The 20,545-nt window shown below is 65.2% G+C and carries 20 protein-coding genes; 10 read left to right on the top strand and 10 right to left on the bottom strand.

Annotated features, from left to right (window positions below):
• From ACQR3T_RS28320 to phoU, 4 genes are all read left to right on the top strand, one after another.
• Positions 1-232 (top strand): acyl-ACP desaturase (locus ACQR3T_RS28320; protein WP_428693934.1); only part of this gene is annotated, 232 nt, incomplete at its 5' end.
• 92 nt (positions 233-324) lie between these two features.
• Complete coding sequence (dusB, locus tag ACQR3T_RS28315) at positions 325-1,464, top strand: tRNA dihydrouridine synthase DusB (protein ID WP_032376400.1); 1,140 nt, start codon at positions 325-327, stop codon at positions 1,462-1,464.
• A gap of 118 nt (positions 1,465-1,582) precedes the next feature.
• Positions 1,583-3,502 (top strand): LCP family protein, encoded by a 1,920-nt coding sequence (locus ACQR3T_RS28310; RefSeq protein WP_428695763.1) that lies wholly within the window; start codon positions 1,583-1,585, stop codon positions 3,500-3,502.
• Between the two features lie 66 nt (positions 3,503-3,568).
• On the top strand, positions 3,569-4,243 hold the full coding sequence (phoU, locus tag ACQR3T_RS28305; protein ID WP_032376398.1) for a phosphate signaling complex protein PhoU: 675 nt from the start codon (positions 3,569-3,571) through the stop codon (positions 4,241-4,243).
• A 123-nt stretch (positions 4,244-4,366) separates the two neighbouring features.
• Here the strand turns inward: phoU and pstB are convergent, their stop codons facing one another.
• The 6 genes from pstB to ACQR3T_RS28275 all read right to left on the bottom strand — a co-directional run bounded on the left by pstB (position 4,367) and on the right by ACQR3T_RS28275 (position 10,186).
• Entirely contained in the window at positions 4,367-5,143 is a 777-nt protein-coding gene (gene pstB, locus ACQR3T_RS28300) for a phosphate ABC transporter ATP-binding protein PstB (RefSeq protein WP_032376397.1), read from the bottom strand.
• 37 nt (positions 5,144-5,180) lie between these two features.
• Positions 5,181-6,089, bottom strand: coding sequence for a phosphate ABC transporter permease PstA (pstA, locus tag ACQR3T_RS28295; RefSeq protein ID WP_032376396.1), 909 nt, complete (start codon positions 6,087-6,089; stop codon positions 5,181-5,183).
• Positions 6,090-6,092: 3 nt separating this feature from the next.
• On the bottom strand, positions 6,093-7,130 hold the full coding sequence (gene pstC, locus ACQR3T_RS28290; RefSeq protein ID WP_032376395.1) for a phosphate ABC transporter permease subunit PstC: 1,038 nt from the start codon (positions 7,128-7,130) through the stop codon (positions 6,093-6,095).
• A gap of 87 nt (positions 7,131-7,217) precedes the next feature.
• Entirely contained in the window at positions 7,218-8,318 is a 1,101-nt protein-coding gene (gene pstS / locus ACQR3T_RS28285) for a phosphate ABC transporter substrate-binding protein PstS (RefSeq protein WP_032376394.1), read from the bottom strand.
• A 200-nt stretch (positions 8,319-8,518) separates the two neighbouring features.
• The gene (mshD, locus tag ACQR3T_RS28280; protein ID WP_428695762.1) at positions 8,519-9,424 is read right to left on the bottom strand and encodes a mycothiol synthase; all 906 of its coding nucleotides are present in this window, start codon (positions 9,422-9,424) and stop codon (positions 8,519-8,521) included.
• Complete coding sequence (locus ACQR3T_RS28275; RefSeq protein WP_032376392.1) at positions 9,425-10,186, bottom strand: winged helix-turn-helix transcriptional regulator; 762 nt, start codon at positions 10,184-10,186, stop codon at positions 9,425-9,427.
• A gap of 130 nt (positions 10,187-10,316) precedes the next feature.
• Here ACQR3T_RS28275 and ACQR3T_RS28270 point away from each other — a divergent pair, with 130 nt between their 5' ends.
• The 5 genes from ACQR3T_RS28270 (at position 10,317) to ACQR3T_RS28250 (ending at position 13,418) form a co-directional block, all read left to right on the top strand.
• Complete coding sequence (locus ACQR3T_RS28270) at positions 10,317-11,096, top strand: LmeA family phospholipid-binding protein (protein WP_032376391.1); 780 nt, start codon at positions 10,317-10,319, stop codon at positions 11,094-11,096.
• Complete coding sequence (locus ACQR3T_RS28265; RefSeq protein WP_428695761.1) at positions 11,093-11,512, top strand: thioredoxin family protein; 420 nt, start codon at positions 11,093-11,095, stop codon at positions 11,510-11,512. The genes ACQR3T_RS28270 and ACQR3T_RS28265 overlap by 4 nt, the downstream gene beginning before the upstream one ends.
• A 251-nt stretch (positions 11,513-11,763) precedes the next feature.
• Complete coding sequence (locus tag ACQR3T_RS28260; RefSeq protein WP_428695760.1) at positions 11,764-12,225, top strand: DUF4395 domain-containing protein; 462 nt, start codon at positions 11,764-11,766, stop codon at positions 12,223-12,225.
• Positions 12,226-12,274: 49 nt separating this feature from the next.
• Positions 12,275-13,111 (top strand): sulfurtransferase, encoded by an 837-nt coding sequence (locus ACQR3T_RS28255; protein WP_032405779.1) that lies wholly within the window; start codon positions 12,275-12,277, stop codon positions 13,109-13,111.
• 1 nt (position 13,112) lies between these two features.
• Positions 13,113-13,418 carry a DUF1416 domain-containing protein gene (locus ACQR3T_RS28250; protein WP_032376387.1) on the top strand — a complete coding sequence of 102 codons (306 nt, stop codon included), beginning with the start codon at positions 13,113-13,115 and terminating at the stop codon, positions 13,416-13,418.
• A gap of 80 nt (positions 13,419-13,498) precedes the next feature.
• Here ACQR3T_RS28250 and ACQR3T_RS28245 read toward each other — a convergent pair whose 3' ends face one another.
• On the bottom strand, positions 13,499-15,016 hold the full coding sequence (locus ACQR3T_RS28245; RefSeq protein WP_428695759.1) for a cutinase family protein: 1,518 nt from the start codon (positions 15,014-15,016) through the stop codon (positions 13,499-13,501).
• Between the two features lie 384 nt (positions 15,017-15,400).
• On the opposite strand from ACQR3T_RS28245, the gene ACQR3T_RS28240 reads away from it, so the two are divergent.
• Positions 15,401-16,042 carry an FABP family protein gene (locus ACQR3T_RS28240; RefSeq protein ID WP_052064779.1) on the top strand — a complete coding sequence of 214 codons (642 nt, stop codon included), beginning with the start codon at positions 15,401-15,403 and terminating at the stop codon, positions 16,040-16,042.
• A gap of 179 nt (positions 16,043-16,221) precedes the next feature.
• Here the strand turns inward: ACQR3T_RS28240 and ACQR3T_RS28235 are convergent, their stop codons facing one another.
• The 3 genes from ACQR3T_RS28235 to cydB are packed head-to-tail and all read right to left on the bottom strand — an operon-like array spanning position 16,222 to position 20,538.
• Positions 16,222-17,823 carry an ATP-binding cassette domain-containing protein gene (locus ACQR3T_RS28235; protein ID WP_428695758.1) on the bottom strand — a complete coding sequence of 534 codons (1,602 nt, stop codon included), beginning with the start codon at positions 17,821-17,823 and terminating at the stop codon, positions 16,222-16,224.
• Positions 17,816-19,504, bottom strand: a complete 1,689-nt coding sequence (gene cydD / locus ACQR3T_RS28230; protein ID WP_428695757.1) for a thiol reductant ABC exporter subunit CydD — start codon at positions 19,502-19,504, stop codon at positions 17,816-17,818. The genes ACQR3T_RS28235 and cydD overlap by 8 nt, the downstream gene beginning before the upstream one ends.
• Complete coding sequence (gene cydB, locus ACQR3T_RS28225) at positions 19,501-20,538, bottom strand: cytochrome d ubiquinol oxidase subunit II (protein ID WP_428695756.1); 1,038 nt, start codon at positions 20,536-20,538, stop codon at positions 19,501-19,503. Before cydB ends, cydD begins: the two co-directional genes overlap by 4 nt.
• Between the last annotated feature and the right edge of the window lie 7 nt (positions 20,539-20,545).

Genomic DNA, 20,545 nt, shown 5'->3' with positions numbered 1-20,545 from the left:
GGCCAAGCACGGCATCTACGACCTGCGTCAGCACCTCGAAGACGTCGTCTGGCCGGTGCTGCGCAAGTGGAACGTCTTCGAGCGCAACGACTTCACCGCCCGCGGAGAGAACAAGCGCGAAGAACTCGCCGCGTTCCTCGAAGACCTCGAACGCCAGGCCACCAAGTTCGAGGAAATGCGAGACCGCTCCCTCGCCCGCGAACGCGCCAAGGCCGAAGCACGCGCATCGTAAGTTTCGCTCGACTGGTGTGCCCGGTACCGATTTCGGTGCCGGGCACCCCTTTTTTCTCCTGAAAGTTCTCCCTCCGTTCCAAAGGCTCTTCCATGACATTGCAGATCGGCTCACTGGAGTTGCGCAGCCCCGTCGTCCTGGCACCGATGGCAGGCGTCACCAACGTGGCTTTCCGGACGCTGTGCCGGGAACAGGAACTCGAGCGGGCAGGTAGCACGTCGGGCCTGTACGTCTGCGAGATGGTGACCGCCCGCGCGCTGGTCGAAAGACAGCCCGCCACGATGCACATGACGACCTTCGGCCCCACCGAAACTCCGCGGTCGCTGCAGCTCTACACCGTCGATCCGGACACCACGTACGCCGCGGCGAAAATGATCGTCGACGACAATCTGGCCGACCACATCGACATGAACTTCGGCTGCCCGGTTCCGAAGGTCACTCGCAAGGGCGGCGGCGCCGCTCTGCCGTACAAACGCAACCTGTTCGGTCGCATCGTCGCCGCGGCCGTCAAGGCGACCGAGGGCACCGACATTCCGGTCACCGTCAAGTTCCGCGTCGGCATCGACGAGAACCACCACACGCACCTCGACGCAGGCCGAATCGCCGCCGACGAGGGTGCCGCCGCGGTGGCGTTGCACGCGCGAACCGCGTCGCAGCGCTACTCCGGTACCGCGGACTGGAACGAGATCGCTCGACTCAAGGAACACGTCACAGGTATCCCGGTGCTGGGCAACGGCGACATCTTCTCCGCCTCCGACGCGGTCCGGATGATGACCGAGACCGGCTGCGACGGCGTCGTCGTCGGGCGAGGTTGCTTGGGCAGGCCGTGGCTGTTCGCCGAACTCAGCGCCCGCCTGAACGGTCGACCCGAGCCCGTTCCACCCACGCTCGGCGAGGTGGCCACGATCATCGCCCGGCATGCCGAGTTGCTCGCCGAGCACCACGGCGAGAAGAAGGGCCTGCGCGAGCTGCGCAAGCACGTCTCCTGGTACCTCCGCGGCTTCCCGGCGGGATCGGACCTCCGAGTCTCGATGGCGCTGGTGTCCACACTCGGCGAGCTGGACGATCTTCTGGCGCAACTCGATCCGACCGTTCCGTTTCCCAAGGACGCAGAGGGGCCCCGCGGACGACAGGGCTCTCCGGGCGCGGTTTCTCTGCCCGACGGCTGGCTCGACGATCCGGAGGACATCTGCGTCCCGGCCGGTGCCGACCTGATGCACTCGGGCGGCTGATCCCCAGCTGACCGGCCCTCACCTCGCACGAAGTGGACCATGCCGCTCGAGTCAGTACTATGGCTTGGATTGCCGAGTAGGCAACGCGTGCGTGTGATGGAAGGCCAGGTTCGAATTCGTGGGAGACGATCGAGAGTCGGGCCCGTCTGTGCCCGAGGGTCGCGCCCCATGGGAGCGCCCGCTTTCCTCAATCAGACAAAACGGAGAGCATCGGCCCCGCTCCGAACGCCCGTCCACACCGGACCAGGATTCACCACCGCAGCCGGGCGACAGCGGCAGGCTCGGTAAACGATCGCCGCGTAATGCCGACACCGTCTCGGTGGCCGAGTTGGTGGACAAGATGTCGCGGTCGGGATCGAGTCGTCGGGTACCCACCGAACGGCCCGAGACCGAAGAACCCACCGAGATCATCGCCCCGATCACCGATTCCACACCCCCACCCTCCCGGGCAGTACCACCGACGCCGCCGCATGCGGTACCGGAACCGGTGGGCGCGCCCGCCTCGGACCGCCCGGCACTGACGCGGTTGGCGATGAGCCGGGTGCGACGACGCAGGCGACTGCGGATGGTCGGCCGGAGTCTGGTGTCTCTCATCGCGATTCTCTCGGTGGCACTGACCGGAGTGGTGTGGGGATATCTCCGCAACACCGACCAAGGATTTCTTCAGGTCGCTGCGCTCGATCCCGACTCGACGGACGTCGTCGACGCCGCAGGCCAGTACGGCGACGAGACCTACCTGATCGTCGGTACCGACACCCGCACCGGGGCCAGCGGCGAGGTGGGTGCCGGAACCGTCGCCGACGCCGAGGGAGCTCGTTCGGACACGGTCATGCTCGTCAACATTCCGGCCGATCGCAGTCGCGTCGTCGCCGTGTCTTTCCCGCGAGATCTCGATGTGACGCGCCCCGAGTGCGAGCAGTTCGACAACGACACCAATACCTACACCGGTGAGATGTTCCCCGAGGCGTACGGCGACAAGCTCAACGCCACCTACGCCCTCGGCGGCCCCAAATGCCTGGTCAAGACGATCCAGAAGATTTCCGGTCTCCGCATCGGGCACTTCGTGGGAATGGATTTCGCCGGGTTCGAGTCCATGGTCGACGAGGTCGGCGGCGTCGAGGTCTGCACCGCGCAACCGTTGATCGACTACGAGCTCGGAGACGTGCTGCCCAACCCCGGTACGCAACGCATCGACGGGCGCACCGCGCTGAACTACGTTCGGGCCCGCAACGTCGAGTCCGAGGGCAACGGCGACTACGGCCGCATCAAGCGGCAACAACGCTTCCTGTCGTCCTTGCTCAGGTCCGCGCTCTCGAACAAGGTGCTGCTCGACCCGGGCAAGCTGAACGGATTCGTCAACGCGTTCACCTCGGACACGTTCGTGGAGAACGTCAAGACCCAGGACCTCGTGACGCTGGGCCGGTCGCTGCAGAACGTGGACGCCGGCGCGGTCACCTTCCTCACCATCCCCACCACCGGCACCAACGACTACGGCAACGAGATCCCCAACGACGAGGCGATCGGCGCAATCTTCCAGGCGATCATCGACGACGATCCGCTGCCCGGCGAGGAACGCGCAGAGCCGGTGACCCCCGAATCCTCGGCTCCCCCCGCCGCCCCCGACGCCCCGCTACTGGCCGTCGAACCGGGCACGGTGTCGATCCAGGTATCCAACGCGTCCGATATCGCCGGGATGGCCCAAACAGCATCCGACGAGCTCGCGACCTACGGATTCCAGATCCTGACGGTCGGCAACTTCTCGGGCTCCGCCGCTCAGACCGTGGTGCGCTACTCCCAGGACCAGGAAGCGGCCGCAGCGACCGTCGCATCGGCGATCCCCGGCGCAGCCATCGAGCTGGCTCCGAGCCTGAACAACGTCGTCGAGGTGGTGCTCGGCTCCAATTACCCCGGATACACGCAATCCCCGACGGCGTTCGGCACCGCAATCGATGCCACACAGGTGGAGGGCACAACCGAGAGTGCGCCGCTCCCGGAAGATCTTTCGTTCACCAATGCCGCCGACGACACGTGTGCCTGAGTTCATTCATGCTCCGTTAACCCTCGGGACAGGGAACAGGTCAGTGTGACCTACTAAACTTCGCTCATGCGCGTCGCCTACAACGAACAGATGAACGAGCTTGCCGATCTCCTCGGAGAGATGGCGAGCCTGGCTGGTACGGCCATGGAGAAGGCCACTCAGTCACTCCTCCAAGCAGACCTGGTGCTCGCCGAGCAGGTCATTTCCGAGCACGACAAGATCACCGAGCTCAGCGCGGTGTGCGAGGAGAAGGCTTTCACGCTCCTCGCCCTGCAAGCGCCGGTCGCAGGCGATCTTCGTTCGGTGGTGGCCGGCATTCAGATCGTCGCCGACATCGACCGGATGGGCGCACTCGCCCTGCACGTCGCGAAGATCACCCGCCGCAGGCACCCGAACCATGCCCTCCCCGAGGTCGTCAACGGGTACTTCGCCGAGATGGGACGCCTCGCCGTTCAGATCGGCGCGTCCGCACGCGAGGTCCTCGAGACACGCGACCCCGAGCGCGCTGCGAAGTTGCAGGAGGAAGACGAGGCGATGGACGATCTGCACCGTCACCTCTTCACCGTTCTGATGGACCGTGAGTGGAGCCATGGCGTCGCCGCTGCGGTGGACGTGACCCTGCTGGGTCGCTTCTACGAACGCTTCGCCGATCATGCTGTCGAGGTCGGCCGCCGAGTGATCTTCCTCGTCACCGGCCAGCTTCCGGTCGACCTGCACCAGAACAACATTCCCACCTCGTAGTACCGCTCACGTCGAGTAGCGCTGCCCGGCAGCGCTACTCGATGTCCGTATCAGGGCAGGCGCAGAACGAGAAGAACCCCCGTCGAGCTTTCGCTCGCCGGGGGTTCTCTTCGCGGTATGTGGCTATCCGAAGCGGCCGGAGATGTAGTCCTCGGTGGCCTTCTGCGTCGGGTTCGAGAAGATCTTCTCGGTGTCGTCGATCTCGATGAGCTTGCCCGGCTTACCGGTCGCCTCGAGGTTGAAGAAGCCGGTCTGATCGCTCACGCGCGCAGCCTGCTGCATGTTGTGCGTGACGATGACAATCGTGAAGTCCTGCTTGAGTTCCTGGATCAGGTCCTCGATGGCGAGAGTGGAGATGGGGTCCAGAGCCGAGCACGGCTCGTCCATCAGCAGCACGTCGGGCGAAACGGCGATGGCACGAGCGATGCACAGACGCTGCTGCTGACCACCGGAGAGGCCGCCACCGGGCTTGTCGAGGCGGTCCTTGACCTCGTTCCAGAGGTTGGCACCCTTGAGTGAGCGCTCGGCGATCTCGTCGAGTTCCTTCTTGCCGCGGCCGCCCTGCAGCTTGAGGCCGGCCACGACGTTGTCCTTGATGGACATCGTCGGGAACGGGTTGGGGCGCTGGAAGACCATGCCGATGGTGCGGCGCACACCCACGGGATCGACGCCGTTGCCGTAGATGTCCTCGCCGTCGAGCAGCACCGAGCCCTCGACGCGGGCACCGGGGGTTACCTCGTGCATGCGGTTGAGCGAACGCAGGACGGTCGACTTACCGCAGCCCGACGGTCCGATGAACGCGGTGACGCTGCGCGGCGGTACGGCCAGGGTGACGTCGGAGACGGCGTGGAACTTGCCGTAATAGATGTTGACGTCTTTGAGATCGAGACGCTTTGCCATGTTCTTCGTTCCTTACGGTTCGCTGGAGTCGGGTGGGTCAGAAGTTCTTGGGGGAGAAGAACTTCGAGACCAACTTCGCGCCGATGTTGAGTATTGCGACGATCAGGATCAGCGTCAGGGCTGCTCCCCACATGCGCTCAGCGGTGAGCACGCCGGTTCCTGCCTTCTGCAGGTCGACCATCATGAGCGGCAGAGACGTCTGCGGCCCTTCGAAGATGTTGAAGTTGATGGCGGTGGCAGATCCCACCAGGATCAGCACCGGTGCCGTCTCGCCCATCACGCGGGCCAGGGCCAACATGATTCCGGTGACGATTCCGGACAGCGCGGTGGGGATGACGATCTTCGCGATGGTCTTCCACTTCGGCACACCGAGTGCGTAGGACGCCTCGCGCAGGTCCTGCGGAACGATGCGCAGCATTTCCTCCGCCGAGCGCACGATCACCGGGATCATCAGCAGCACCAGAGCGAATGCGACGGCCACACCGGAGCGCTGGAAGCCGAAGGTGGCGATCCAGAGCGCGTAGATGAACAGGGCCGCGACGATGGACGGCACACCGGTGAGGATGTCGACCATGAACGTCGTCACTCGGGCCAGCCGAGTACCGACGCCGTATTCGACGAGGTAGATGGCGACGAAGATGCCGATCGGGATGGAGATGACGGCGCAGAACAGTCCTTGCAGGAGAGTTCCGACGATGGCGTGATACGCGCCGCCGCCTGCGATGAACTGGGTGACGCCGGCCTGCGAGTTCTGCCACCAGGTGGGTGAGACCACGGCAGAGAGACCGCGGGAGATCACCGTGTAGAGCACCCAGATCAGGGGTACGAGAGCGACCAGCACCGAGAGGCTGACGAGAATCGTCGCCGCCAGGTTGGACGCCTTGCGCCTGGCGCTGACGCCCTGGAACGTGGGTTCCTTGACGGGCTTGTCCATGGTTGCAGTCATGGGTCAGTCCTTCTTTCCGGCGATGGCGGCGCGAGCACCGGCGTTGACGACGAAGGTCAGGACGAAGAGCACCAGACCGGCGGCGATGTAGGCACCTGCCTGCAGCGGGTTGTTGAACTCGCCTGCGGCCAGCGCGATCTTGGTCGCGAATGTGGAACCGCCGTCGAACAACGTTCCGCCGAAGGTCGCCTGGGTGCTGCGGATGATGATGTACAGCGCGATGGTCTCACCGAGCGCGCGGCCGAGGCCGAGCATCGAGCCCGAGACGAATCCGGACTTACCGAACGGAATGACCGTGGTGCGCACGACCTCCCAGCGAGTGGCTCCGAGCGCGAGGGCGGCTTCGACCTGGCCCTTCGGCGTCTGGATGAACACCTCACGGGTGACGGCCGCGATGATCGGCAGGATCATCACGGCGAGCACGATGCCACCGGTGAAGATGGTGCCGCCGCCGGCGATCGACACCGATCCGGTGCTGAAGAGTGGGAACCAGCTCAGCGACGAGTTCAGCCATTCGGCGAACGGACTGATGGCGGGCGCGAGGACGTAGAGACCCCAGAGACCGAAGACGATCGACGGGACCGCGGCCAGCAGATCGATGATGTAGCCGAGCGGTCCTGCGACTCGCTTGGGTGCGTAGTTCGTCAGGTAGATGGCGATGCCGAGAGCGACCGGCATCGCGAGAATCAGCGCGAACAGAGACACGGTGACGGTGACCAGGAAGAGGTCGAGTACACCGAACACCATTGCGGAGGTGTCGGATGTGTCCCAGGCGCCGTTGTAGGTCAGGAAGTTGACCGTGTTGTTCGACAGTGAGGGGATCGCGCGCCAGAGCAGGAAGATTCCCACGGCGGCGATCAGGGCGATGATGAAGATGCCCGAGCCCGTGGCCAGGCCTCGGAAGATCCGGTCACCGGGACGTGTGACGGTTCCCGACGTTTTCTTGTCTGACAATTGTGGTTCTTCCGGTTTGTGCGCGGCACCCGTGGAGGGCACGGTAGCCGCGGAGGGGACGCCGGTCATCGAGTGGGTGTCGCTCATACCGCTCACTGTCTCGTGTGGGGGTCGAGGACGGTCTTGCTTCGGCTCGCGATGTCGCGAGCCGAAGCAAGATTACGTCTCATTGAATCAGGCGATCGCTTCGATAGCGGTGACCAGGCGTTCCTTGAATGCGTCGGGCAGCGGGACGTAGCCGGCTGCCTCGAGGCCCTCCTGGCCCTCGTTGGCTGCACTGAGCAGGAAGGACTTGACGGCTGCCGTGGTGTCGGCGTCGTAGCCCTTCGAGCACACGATTTCGTAGGTCGCGAGGACCAGCGGGTACGTGTCGGCTGCGTTGCTGGCGTACAGGCCGTCGATGTCGATGACGAGGTCGTTGCCCTCACCCTTGAACTTCGCGGCGTCGATGGCCTTGCCTGCGGTCTCGCTGCTCAGCTCGACCGGTCCGTTGCCGAAGTCGACGGCTGCCTTGCCCAGGCTCTCCTGGTCGGCGAAGCCCTTCTCGACGTAGGTGATCGCACCGGGGGTTGCGGCCACGGCCTGGGCGACGCCCGAGGATCCGTTGGCACCTTCACCGACTCCGCCGGCCCAGTCGGAGCTGTGGTTCAGGGTCCAGGCCTCGGGAGCGGATGCGGCCAGGAAGCGCTGGAAGTTGTCGCTGGTGCCCGAGGAGTCGGAGCGGTAGACCGGGGTGATCGCGGTCGACGGGAGCGTTGCGCCCTCGTTGAGTGCGGCGATGGCCGGGTCGTTCCAGGTGGTGATCTTGCCGGTGAAGATCTGGGCGATGACATCGGGGTTCAGCACCAGATTGTCGACACCGTCGACGTTGTAGGCCACTGCAACCGGGCCGAAGACCAGGGGCAGGTTCCAGGCCGGGTTGTTTGCGCAACGAACGGCAGCCTGGGCGGCCTGATCGTCCTTGATCGACGAGTCGGATCCGGCGAAGTCGACGAGACCGGCGACGAACTGTGTGCGGCCGTTACCCGAGCCGCTGGTGGTGTACTCGACGGCCTTGCCGGCGCAGACGCCGGAGTAGATCGAGGTGAAGTTGGACATGGCGTTCTGCTGAGCGGACGAGCCTTCACCGGTCAGCGGGGACTTGCCTTCGCAGGTAGCCGAGGACTGTGATGCGCCGTCCGTGGTGGCGACGTTCGCGTCGCTACCGCATGCGGCCAGCAACATGGCACTGACTGCCACTGCACTCATGAGAGCACCGTTGCGCTTGAGGTTCACCTGTTTCCTCCGAGGAATCTTGGGCCGTGTTCACGCCTCGGGCCTGATCGGCCGAGCAGTGACTGTGTGGGTGCCGGCTCGAAAGAAACCTCGCACCAGGCGGCGTTGGTTGCCGCCCAGAGAGAAAGGTAAGGGCAGGTGGTAGACGTTTACCCCCGCGTGGGTGAACGGAAGATGAACACCGCGCTGGAAATGTCCGTTTAGACGGTACGCGCGTACGCGGCGTCCACGTGGTAATTCGTGAACCCGAGCTTGGTGTAAGTGTGTACCGCGGCAGTGTTGTCGGCCTCGACGTACAGCATGATCTGACCCAGTTCGCGGCTACGCAGGTAGTGCAGGCCCGCCAGCGTCAACACGCGACCGAGACCACGGCCCTGGGACTGCGGATCGATACCGACGACGTACACCTCACCGATGGCCGGCTCGGTGCCCTCGGCCGAGTGCACTTTTGTCCAGTGAAATCCCAGCAGGTGGTCGCTGCCTTCCTCGAACGCCAGGAACAGGCCGGCCGGATCGAACCAGGGCTCGTCTCGTCGCGAGGCAATGTCGCGGTCGGTCCAGCCACCCTGCTCGGGGTGCCACGAGAATGCCGCATTGTTCACCCGCAGCAGCTCTGCGTCGTCCTGATGACCACGATAGGTTCGCAGCGTAATACCGTCCGGCACAACAACATCGGGGAGATCAGGACTGGCCGATGCCCGACGCATCTGCAGCAATTCCCGAACCACCTTCAGCTCCAGACGAGCTGCAACGGACTGCGCCGCGGCGATGTTGCCATGCGCCCAGATTCGCGCATCCGAGCCGATACCGAGTGCGCGAGAAACCAATTCGCGACCGATGCCGCGACCGCGAGAAGAAGGATCGACCACCGCCTCGGCCATCCCGTCGGCGATTCCGGCGTAGCCGACGACGCGATCACCTTCGGTGGCGACGAGACGAACGACGTTCTCGCCGGCGTCGACCGCCTTCACCGCCTGCTCCGAGAGCGGCGCAGTGCCGTCGACTTCCGTTGCGCGAGAAAGGATCCGATGAACCTCGTCGGAAATTCGAGAAGACGGTGCGTCGCCGTCGATGGGATGGACGCCGAACGCAGTATCCGAACTCATCTAGGAGAGAGTACTCTCCTGCTCGAACTCGAAATCCGCATCTCCGGTATCCCCGCCCGCGCCGTCCGATGCAACTGGGCCGCCCTTGGTGTTGCGCGCAGGCCGGACCGCCTTGTATCCCACGTTGCGCACGGTGCCGATCAGCGATTCGTACTCGGTGCCGAGCTTGGCGCGCAGGCGTCGAACATGGACGTCGACGGTGCGCGTGCCACCGAAGAAGTCGTAACCCCACACCTCCTGCAGCAGTTGGGCGCGAGTGAACACGCGGCCCGCGTGCTGAGCCAGATACTTCAGCAGCTCGAATTCCTTGTAGGTCAGATCGAGCGGACGACCGCGCAGTCGCGCGGTGTAGGTGCCCTCGTCGATGATCAACTCGCCGAGCGTGATCTTGCCCGAGGTCTCCGGGCTCGCGACGCCTCCGCTACGCCCCACCAGTAGCCGCAAGCGCGCGTCCAGCTCCGCCGGGCCGGTACCCGGAAGCAGGATGTCGTCCAGGCCCCAATCGGAGTTGACCGCCACGAGCCCGCCCTCGGTGAGAACCGCGACGACGGGGATGGCCGACCCGGTACTGCCCAGCAGGCGACACAACCCACGTGCAGCGGCCAAATCGGTGCGGGCGTCCACGAGCGCGATATCGGCCGAACCCGCTTCGAGTAGCGAGGAGACCTCGGTGGGCACCGGTCGCACGTGATGCGCCAGAAGAGCAAGGGACGGAAGAACGCCCTCCGGATTGGGGTCGGAGGTCAGTAGTAGGAGCTCCACTGCGTCTCCATTCTTACTGCTGGCCGGTCCAGCCCGAGCTGGATTGGAGTATTCGTCAAGGACACAGACTAGCTTGTCCGTACAACTGGCCGAAGCGGGCAGTACGCGACCCGTCGGTCACAATGGACGCGTGCGCACACTTCTCATCGGACTCGTCAGCCTGCTGGCCCTCGCGCTCGTCGTGGATTTCGGCGCCGCGGCGTACTCCGAATACCGAGTCTCACGCGCGATTCGCGCCGGTGGCGAACTCAATTCGGACCCCCAGGTGATCGTGCACGGATTCCCGTTCCTGACCCAGGCAGCGGACGGCCGCTACCAGAACATCGAGATCAGGGCTCAGGACGTTCCCACCGAATACGTCGGCTCGACGACCATCGAGGCCAATCTTCGCGGCGTCCACATCGCCCTGTCGGACTTGATCGACAACAACGTCCGCGCCATTCCGGTCGACGAGCTCGACGGCCGCGTCCGCATCGAAGCGACCGACCTCGGCCGGTTCCTCGGCATCGTCGACCTGCAGGTTTCTGCGCCCCCGGCCGACAAGTCCGACGGCACGGGCGGCTCGGGTGGCTCGGGCAAGACGACGACCGGAGGCGTCGTGCTGACCGGAACGGTGCCGGTCGGCCCACTGCAGACCACAGTGAGCGTGGAAGCCGACCTTCTGCTCGAGGGAGACAGTGTCGCCATCGTGGCATCCGACTTCTACTTCGGCCCCGAAGGTCGGGCGGACTTCACGATTCCCGACTTCGCCAAGCCGACCGTGCTCGGGTTGTTCACCAAGACCATCGAGCGCCAGAACCTGCCCTTCGGACTTCTGCCTACCGACGTGTACGCGGAAGGGTCGCAGATCGTCATCGAGGGTTCGGGCGACAACGTGACGATCGACCTCAACGAGATCGAAAAGCCGTGACAGGGATCACAGTCCTGTTGGTCGTGGCGGTCCTCGCCGTAGCCACCGGGCTCTACCTCCGGAGCCGGTCCGGCACCGTGCGCGTCGTACGAGACACCGGCTCCGACACCGACGCTCTACGCCCACTCCTGCTCGAGGCGGGCATCACGACCGACACCGCGACGGTGCTGCACTTCTCGGCGGACTGGTGCGGACCGTGCGCGGCCGTCCGTCGCGTCGTAGGCCAAGTGCTGAACGACCGCAGCGGGGCCCGCGAAGTAGAGCTCGACATCGATGCCCATCCGGTCCTCGCTCGTGAGCTGGGAGTGCTGTCGTTGCCCACCACGTTCGTGCTCGACACCGAGTTGCGTCGGCGCTCCAGAATCGCGGGAGTTCCCTCCGCGGCGGCTCTGCGGTCCGCGCTCGACGCCCTGTGACCGCACCCGCTCGGGCCGGCGGTTCGACGCGCCGCTGGTAGCAGGTAGGATGCTCTTCGTGTTCTCCCGCCACGAGCTGATGCTCACCAGTCGACGCACGGTTGATCTGTGCCGACTGGGCGGATGTTGCTGTCGCTGCTGCTGATTTCCTTCTGCCGCCACGCCCACGCGTGATGTCGGCCCAAGACAGGAATCCACGTCCGAGCACTGCCTTTGCGGCGTGCCCCGGCCTCGTACAGGAGTACTTCTCGATGTCGAACCACGACACCCACACCCCCACGATCGACCAGGTCGACGTCCGCGGCCCGCGCTTCGCAGCGTGGATCACCACCGCCGTCCTGGTCGTCGTACTTCTCCTGACCACGATCTCGGTCCCCGCAGCGGCAATCCTGCTCGGGCTACAGGCGATCGTGTTCGGAATCGGAGCCGTACGCGGACCCAAGCACAGTCCGTACGGCACGATCTACGCGACGTTCGTCGCTCCGCGACTCTCCCCGACCAGCGAACGCGAGCCGGTGGCTCCGCTGAAGTTCGCTCAGCTGGTGGGATTCGCGTTCGCCGCCGTCGGAGTTCTCGGCTTCGCGCTCGGCGCTCCCGTCGTCGGCACCGTGGCAGCAGGCTTCGCCTTGTTCGCGGCGTTTCTCAACGCCGCGTTCGCGGTCTGCCTCGGGTGCATGCTCTACCCCCTCGCGGCGCGACTGCGCAGCACCTAGCACTCACACCCTTCTTCCGATCCGTACAAGAAAGACCGAAAGGAACACCATGGCTCGCTCCGACGTCCTGGTCTCTGCCGACTGGGCCGAGCAGAACCTGAACGCACCGAAGACCGTCTTCGTCGAGGTCGACGAAGACGCCAGCGCCTACGACGGCGGACACATCGAAGGTGCAGTCAAGCTCGACTGGCGCAAGGACCTGCAGGACCCGGTTCGCCGCGACTTCCTGGGCCAGGAGCAGTTCTCGGACCTGCTGTCGGCGAAGGGCATCAGCAACGACGACACCGTCGTTCTGTACGGCGGAAACAACAACTGGTTCGCCGCCTACGCCTACTGGTACTTCAAGCTCTACGGCCACAAGGACGTCAAGCTCATCGACGGTGGACGCAAGAAGTGGGAACTCGACGGACGCGCACTGTCGAAGGACGTCGTCAGCCGGGAGACCACCCAGTACCGTGCCGAGGCTCCCGACCTGTCGATCCGCGCATTCCGCGACGAGGTCATCGACGCGATCGGCAACAAGAACCTGATCGACGTGCGCTCGCCCGACGAGTTCTCGGGCAAGATCCTCGCCCCGGCTCACCTGCCGCAGGAACAGGCTCAGCAGCGCGGCCACGTGCCGTCGGCGATCAACATCCCGTGGAGCACCACCGCCAACGAGGACGGCACGTTCAAGTCCGACGACGCGCTCGAAGAGCTGTACAAGACCAAGGGCTACGACGACGACAAGGCCACCATCGCCTACTGCCGCATCGGTGAGCGTTCGAGCCACACCTGGTTCGTCCTCAAGGAGCTGCTGGGCAAGGAAGACGTCAAGAACTACGACGGTAGCTGGGTCGAGTACGGCTCCCTCGTCGGAGCACCCATCGAGTTGGAGGTTCACTGATATGTGTGGAGCACCCGTACAGGGCCAGACCATCCCGGCAGGCGTCGACGTCGAGAAGGAAACGGTCATCACCGGCCGCGTCCTCGCCGGCGACGGTGAGCCGGTAGCAGGAGCGTTCGTGCGTCTGCTCGACGGCACCGGCGAGTTCACCGCCGAGGTCGTCGCGTCGGGCACCGGAGACTTCCGCTTCTTCGCCGCTCCCGGCCAGTGGACGCTGCGCGCACTGTCGGCATCGGGCAACGGCGACACCGTCATCGCTCCCGAGGGCGCAGGCGTGCACTCTGCCGACGTCACCGTCGGGGTCTGATTTCGCAGCACCGATCGAAACGAAGAACCCCGCACCTACGAGCAGGTGCGGGGTTCTTTTCTGTCCAGGCCGATGATCGTTCAGTTGGGCACGGGCGCTGCGGTGGTGCGCTCCGGAACCGTGGAGAACTGCGGCGGGAACATCCCTTCCGGGACGGGGATGCCCTGGGACTCTAGGAAGGCCCCGAGGCCACTGACGCGAGTCTGTGTTCCCGGCTCCGGCAGCAGGCGAGGCTCCGGCGCAGGCTGGGGAGTCTCGGGCACGGACGGCGCGGCCGGATCGACGGCAGGGGGTGCGTTGTTCTTCTCGCGTTCGGTGCGAGCGAGATCGGTCACCCAGGCGACCATCTTCTCGCTCTCCCACTCGTAACCGTCGTTGGGGTCGTTGTACCAGTAGGACAGGTGCTGCAGAAAGCCGATTGCCAAATAGGGGCCGAGCACCACGTCGACGATGCCCTTGTTGTTCTCCACCAGGCCCTCGCCTTCAGCGCGCAATTTCGCCTTCACGGTCTCGGCACCGGGCCCGAGAGCCCAGTTGAGATCGGCGAGAAGCTGGTCGGGAGACAGCGCTGCTGCAGCCTGCGCGTCGTCCACCTGATACTGCCGGTCGGAGACCTTGACCAGCACCTGCAGAAGCGTCTCGTCCGACTCGAGCCAGGACTTGTTCGTGGCGATGTCGACGATCGCGCGGGTGGCGATGCTCGCTACCGTCCGAGCGAAATCGGAGACCGTCTGCACCGGATTCAGCAGGGTCAACCGCATCTGACCGAGCACGCCGAGCGCCAGCTGCAGCAGTTCGATCTTGTCCGGCGAGTCGCAGGCGAGGTCGTAGGGTCGGCACGACCACGTGACCTTGTCGGTCATCGATCCGTAGTCCCGGGGCGACTGGTCCATGAATCCGCCGCGTGACTCGCCTACCTCGTCACCGAAGTTCGGCACACCGGCCGGGCGGTAGGGCGACCCGACCATCATGACGCCGACGACGTCGTCGGCTGTGACGAGGGCATTCGGATCGCGGTGTCCGAGCTCGATCGCGAGTCGATCGAGAACCTCACCGCCGACGCTGTACCCGAGCAGGACGAACTTGGTCTTCTCGCCGCACTTGGTCTTGTACTCGTCCATCAACCGATTGGTCGACGCGATGCCGTCGGCGATCGATTCCTGGTAGGTCGGCACGTTGTCGATGACGTCGAAGCCGTACGTGGAGGAGTACGGGACGTAGAGCCAGCCGACGGTACCGGGGCTGTCCGCGCTCGCCTCACCGACCGGAACGGTGACGTTGCCGACCCAGTTCGACGCGATGGTCTGTGCTTCTTCGTTGAGCGGATTGCGATCTGCGGCCGAGTCCGTGGCACCGGACACCGCCAACAGCAGCACATCCGGGCAGTCCTGCGCGTAGTTGTTGGGATCGATGTTCGGGCCTTGCGAGGACCCGAAGTCTGCGGAACCTGAGTCCGCCGATCCTGAGTCAGCCGATCCTGAGTCCGGAGCGGCGAGCGCAGCAGCGGGTGCTGCGAGCGCCAGCGCCAGGGTCACCACAGCAGACCTGAACAACACGGATCCGAACGACGATGTCAGAGCGCGTTTACGACGCAACATTGTTGCGGAGACCTCCCCAGCCTTCGTGACAGAACACAGTGAGAAACGTCGGAAATTCGCCCGCGAGCGCCCGACGTCCCCCGAAGAAGGTACCTGCTTGCCGGGATTTCTCCACCAGTACGAGTGATCCAGCGCACTGACGACCTCGGAGTTGGGTAGATGTCACCAAGGACACACGTCGGATTCGGGCCGCTGTTCTCGGTGGGAAACTACGCGGGTTAAACTCGATCCCGTGGTCATCTTCTTCGAGGTATTGCTTGCGCTCGCGGCAATTGCCATCATCGCGTTCTCGCTCTACGTCGTCTACCGACTGGTCAACGACGAGTCGTGACGGATCCGGTTGCGGGGCAACCCGGCAGTGCTGACGAGGGACGAAACGCCCCCATCACCAGTGGTGACGAAGCGATAGCGGCGGCCGAACAGAAGTTCGCCGAGGCATCGTTGCGCAACGTCCCGGTACTGCCCGATATCCCCCATCCCGACGACACCGCCAACCTGCGGCTCGGTCCCGACCTGAACCCGTCGATGCTGGCCCTGTTGCCACTCGTCGGTGTCTGGCGCGGTGAGGGCGAGGGGCACGACCCCGAACTGGGAACCGACTACCTCTTCGGACAGCAGATCGTCATCACCCACGACGGCGGCAGCTACCTGAGCTGGGAATCGCGCTCCTGGCGGCTGGACTCCGACGGCAACTACGCTCACCCCGACCTCCGCGAGACCGGATTCTGGCGCGTCAGCGGCGGCCACGGCGTCAAGGGTTCCGAGAACGAAGAGGTCATCGAGCTCCTGCTGACCCACAGCACCGGTGTGGTCGAACTGTATTACGGACACGCACTCACCAAGTCGTCCTGGGAACTCGCCACCGACGTCGTCATCCGCAGCACCTCGGGTGCGCTGGTCGGCGGGGCGAAGCGGCTCTACGGCATCGTCGAGGGTGGAGATCTGGCGTACGTCGAGGAACGTGTCGTCGCCGACGGCCCACTCGCGCCGCGGTTGTCCGCACGGCTCTCTCGCTACATCGGCTGAATTTTTCTTCCTGCTCGATGCACGCGAACGGCCCCCGAGCCATACCTGCTTTCAGGTCCCGACCGGACAGGTCGGGGGCTCGGGGGCCGGGTAGCTGCCTGGGATTCGCTTGCCGCTCGCGCGGTATTCGCAGTGAATCCGTCAGCGATAGCGGCTAGCTGACAGCCACCTCACGCGTCCTAGAGTTCATCAACTTCAGACCACCTCCTCTCTCGTGTACTCCCAACGTACGCCGGAGATTCCGAGTCGGCAAAGTGTTTTTTCTTCGGGTCTGCACCGAGGTCGATCACCTGGTCGGCGTCGGTGTTCTCCGGCAATTGATGGGTGACGACCACTACGGTTCGGTCGGCACCGAACAGGCCGCCCTCGGTGGTGAGCAGCTCGCGCAGTATCCGCTCGCCGGAGACTCCGTCGAGGTGTTCCGTCGGCTCGTCCAGCAGCACGATCGGTGCGGTACCGAGCAGAGCGCGCGCGAGCAGCAGCCTGCGTCGCTCTCCCCCGGACACTGCCTGTGCGCCGCCCACCAGAGTCGTGTGGACCCCGAGGGGCATCGCGTCGAGCCACGAGCCGAGGCCCACTTTCCGCAGCGCCTCCACTGCTTCCCGCTCGTTCACGTCGCCGCGTACCACCCGCAGATTCTCCAGAACCGAGGTGTCGAACAGATGCGCATCCTCGGCGAACAGCGCTGCGTCCGAGCCGTATTCCTCGGCAAGTGCGCGCAACATCGTCGTTTTACCCGATCCACTGGGGCCGATGAGTGCGCTTCGCGCATGTGCGCGGAAGTTCGTAGCAGGGGTCGAAGTTCTGTGCACATGCGGCGGAGCCGCATCGAGCATGGACATGATTCGGCTGGCTGCGATTCGTCCACGCATCAGCGCGACAGCAGCCCCGGGGAGCGCGGCAGTCGCCTCGAACGCAGCCAGCGGAACCAACACGATGATCGCCAGTGCCATCGGCGTCATACCGCCGGCGGTGCCGCCGTCCGGTCCGTACAGCCCGATTCCGACGAGCAAGGACCCGATCACCGACGCTCCGATCGACAGCGGCCCAGCGGCATCGGCCATGGCCGACGGATGGGCGGCGCGGTCCCGGGCGACCACCGAATCCTGTGCTGCGCTTCGAGCTTCGGCCAGGGTTGCGTCGAGTCGCCCGGCGACCCGTAGTTCCGCAGCATGGTCGAGGGCACGGACGGCTGTCTCCGCGAACCGTGCGTCGGCGTCGGCACCGGCCTCTTCGGCGATCCTCGCCGACCGCGCCGCCAGCATCGGTGCGCCCACTCCGGCGATCAGCAACGCCACCGCCAGGATCGACGCGGCAGCAGGCGCGATGCCGGCGAGCAGGCCCACCGCAGCGAACATCACCACGACGCTGACACAGATGGGCACGAGGGCCCGCACGACGACGTCGCCGAGCACATCCACGTCCGCTCCGGTGCGCGCGAGAACGTCACCGCGCCGTAGGTGGATAGCTCCGTTTCCGTTCGCCAACCTCTCGTAGATTCCGGTGCGAGCTGCCGTCGTACCGCGCAGTGCCGCGTCGTGTGTGGACAGTCGTTCCAGATATCTGAACACTCCCCGCGAAATGCCGAGCGCCCGAACGGCTACCACTGCCACCGACAGATCGAGCACGGGTGGCATCTGCCAGGCTCGGGTGATCAACCATGCCGAGAGCGCGGCCAGAGCCAGCGCACTCCCGAGGGTCGCCACTCCGGCGGCCACGGCCACCGCCACCCGCCGCGGGGAGAGCTCCAACAACGCCAACGCCCGACGCAGATCAGACATGATCGACCTTCGGGTGCAGGGTCGCGTCACTGCGTACCTCGACGACTCGGTCGGCGGAATGCAACACCGACCGCCGGTGACCCACCATCACCACGGTGACGCCTCGGTCGGCCGCGGCCCGAACAGCCTGCAGCACAGTCTTTTCACGCGCCGAGTCGAGGTGTGCGGTCGGCTCGTCCAGCACCATCACCGAAGCATTCGAGACGAAGGTCCGGGTGAGGGCGAGGCGCTGCAGTTCGCCGAGCGACAGTCCCACTCCGCCCTGACCGACGCGGGTGTCCCAGCCGGCCGGATGATCTCGGAGAACCTCGTCGAAGCCGGCCGAACGGCACGCCGCGTCCAAGGCATCCGAGTCGGGCACTCCGTGCAGGGTGACGTTCTCGTACAGCGTGCCGGGCAACAACACCGGCCGCTGCGGGAGCCAGGCAACCTGCGCCCACCACTGGTCGAGGTCGAGTTCGGCCACCGGCACTCCCCCTATTCTCACCGCGCCGCTCGAAGGCATTGTCAGACCCAGGATCGCTTGTAGTGCAGTCGATTTGCCTGCGCCGTTCGGTCCGGTCAGTACCGTGACGGTGCCCGCTCGGCACACTGCACTGAGCTCTGCCGGAGCCTCGCCGTCTCGACTCGTGACGGTGAGCCCGTCGAGTTCGATGTTCGCGGCCGAGGCGTCGACCGTTCGACCACCACTCGGCCGAACCGTCCGGCGATCCAACACGCGGAATGCTCGGCTGGCGGCCTCTACGCCGTCCTCGGCCGCGTGGAACTGGGTGCCCACGGACCGGAGTGGAAAGTACACCTCGGGCGCGAGGATCAACGCGACGATGCCTGCTTCGAGTGTCACCTCCCCGAATACCAGCCGCAGTCCGATGCCGACGGCCACCAGCGCGACACACAGGGTCGCGAGCAGTTCGAGAACCATCGACGACAGGAAGGCAACCTTCAACGCGCGCATGGTCGTTCGCCGATGCGCATCGCCCAGTGCCCGGATGCGGGCGGCGGGCCCGTGTTCGCGCCCCAGTGCGCGCAATGTCGGCAGACCGGCCAACAGATCGAGCAACTGCGCCGACAGCCGGGTCATCGTGGTGAGCGTCGCAGCGGCTCGCCCCTTGGTCAACAGTCCGATCAGAATCATGAAGATCGGGATGAGCGGCAGGGTCACCGCGATGATCACCGCCGACGTCACGTCCTGAGTCAGGATGACGACCAGGACCAACGGGGTGACGATGACGGCCAGCACCAGCGCCGGTAGGTAGCCGATCAGGTATGCCCGCAATCCGCCGATGGCGCGAGTCACGACGACCGCCAGCTCTTCACGTTCGGAGTCGAGCTCCCGAGGCTCGAAACGGGTTGCAGTCGTGAGCACTTCGAGCTCCAGCTCGGCCACCACTCGCGATGCCGACCGGTGTGCGTATCGAGACTGGGCTCCGGTCGCGAGCACGCGAACTGCCATCGCACATCCCAGCACCACCAGTTCCGTGGTCCAGTCGGACCACGATCTGGCCATCGGGTCGGTGATGACTCCGGCCAGAACGCGGCCGATGGCAAGCGCGCTCACGATGATGCACAGGGTGATGACGGTCGACAGTCCGACCGTCGCGACGAGGTAACCCCGCGCGGAGCGCGAATACTTCCACAGCCTGGGATCGACCGGTGCCCGTGAGCGAGCGGGTGCGCTCACGGTTTCACCGTCAGTCCGATCGAGTCCGGTATCTGAGCGCTCGAAATGCGTTGCCGGAAGACCCAGTACGTCCAGGCCTGGTAACCGATGACGACGGGGGCGGCGAAGGCCGCGGCCCACGTCATCACCTTCAGCGTGTACGGGCTGGACGATGCGTTCGCGATGGTGAGATCGAAGGCGGCGTCCGTGCTGGACGGCATGACGTTGGGGAACAGGGAGGCGAACAGCAGCACGACGACGGCGACGATGGCGATGCTGGTGAAGACGAAGGCCCAGCCTTCGCGTACTTTCGCCGTCAGCACGACGACGAGCAACAGCGCCACGGCTGCCACCGCGACGAGTGCCCAGGTCCAGGTCTTCCCGTACGCGAGTTGTGTCCACAGCGCGAAGGCTCCACCGACGAGCACTGCCGGAACCGAAAGCCACGCTGCCATTTTCACCGAGTCCTCGTGCACATCCCCGGAGGTCTTGAGCGCGATGAACACGGCACCGTGCAGTGCGAACACCACGGCCATCGTTACTCCGCCGAGCAATGCGTACGGGTTGAGCAGGTCGAAGAACCCTGCGGTGACCTTCTTGTTCTCGTCGATCGCGACTCCGCGGACGATGTTGGCGAACGCGACGCCCCACAACACCGCTGGAACCCACGAGCCGATGCCGATTCCGATGTCGCAGCGTCGACGCCACACCGGGTCGTCGATCTTTCCGCGCCATTCGATGGCGCAGATGCGCAGAATCAGCGCCACCAGGATCAACAACAGCGGCAGGTAGAAGCCCGAGAACAACGTGGCGTACCACTCGGGAAACGCTGCGAAAAGGGCACCGCCTGCGGTGATGAGCCAGACTTCGTTGCCGTCCCAGACCGGACCGATCGTGTTCAGGACGGCACGCCTGCGCTTCTCACCCGTCGCGGCGTCCGGGTGCCTGCCCAAAATGGGCATGAGCATGCCGACGCCGAAGTCGAAGCCTTCGAGCACGAAGTAGCCGACGAAGAAGAAGGCGATGATGAGGAACCAGAATTCGGGCAGTGACATGACTATC

Origin of the sequence: Rhodococcus sp. IEGM1428 (assembly GCF_050321865.1) — a bacterium.
GTDB lineage: Bacteria > Actinomycetota > Actinomycetes > Mycobacteriales > Mycobacteriaceae > Rhodococcoides.
The sequence above is the reverse complement of the archived record's forward strand: the minus strand, read 5'-3'. Positions and strand labels throughout refer to the sequence as shown.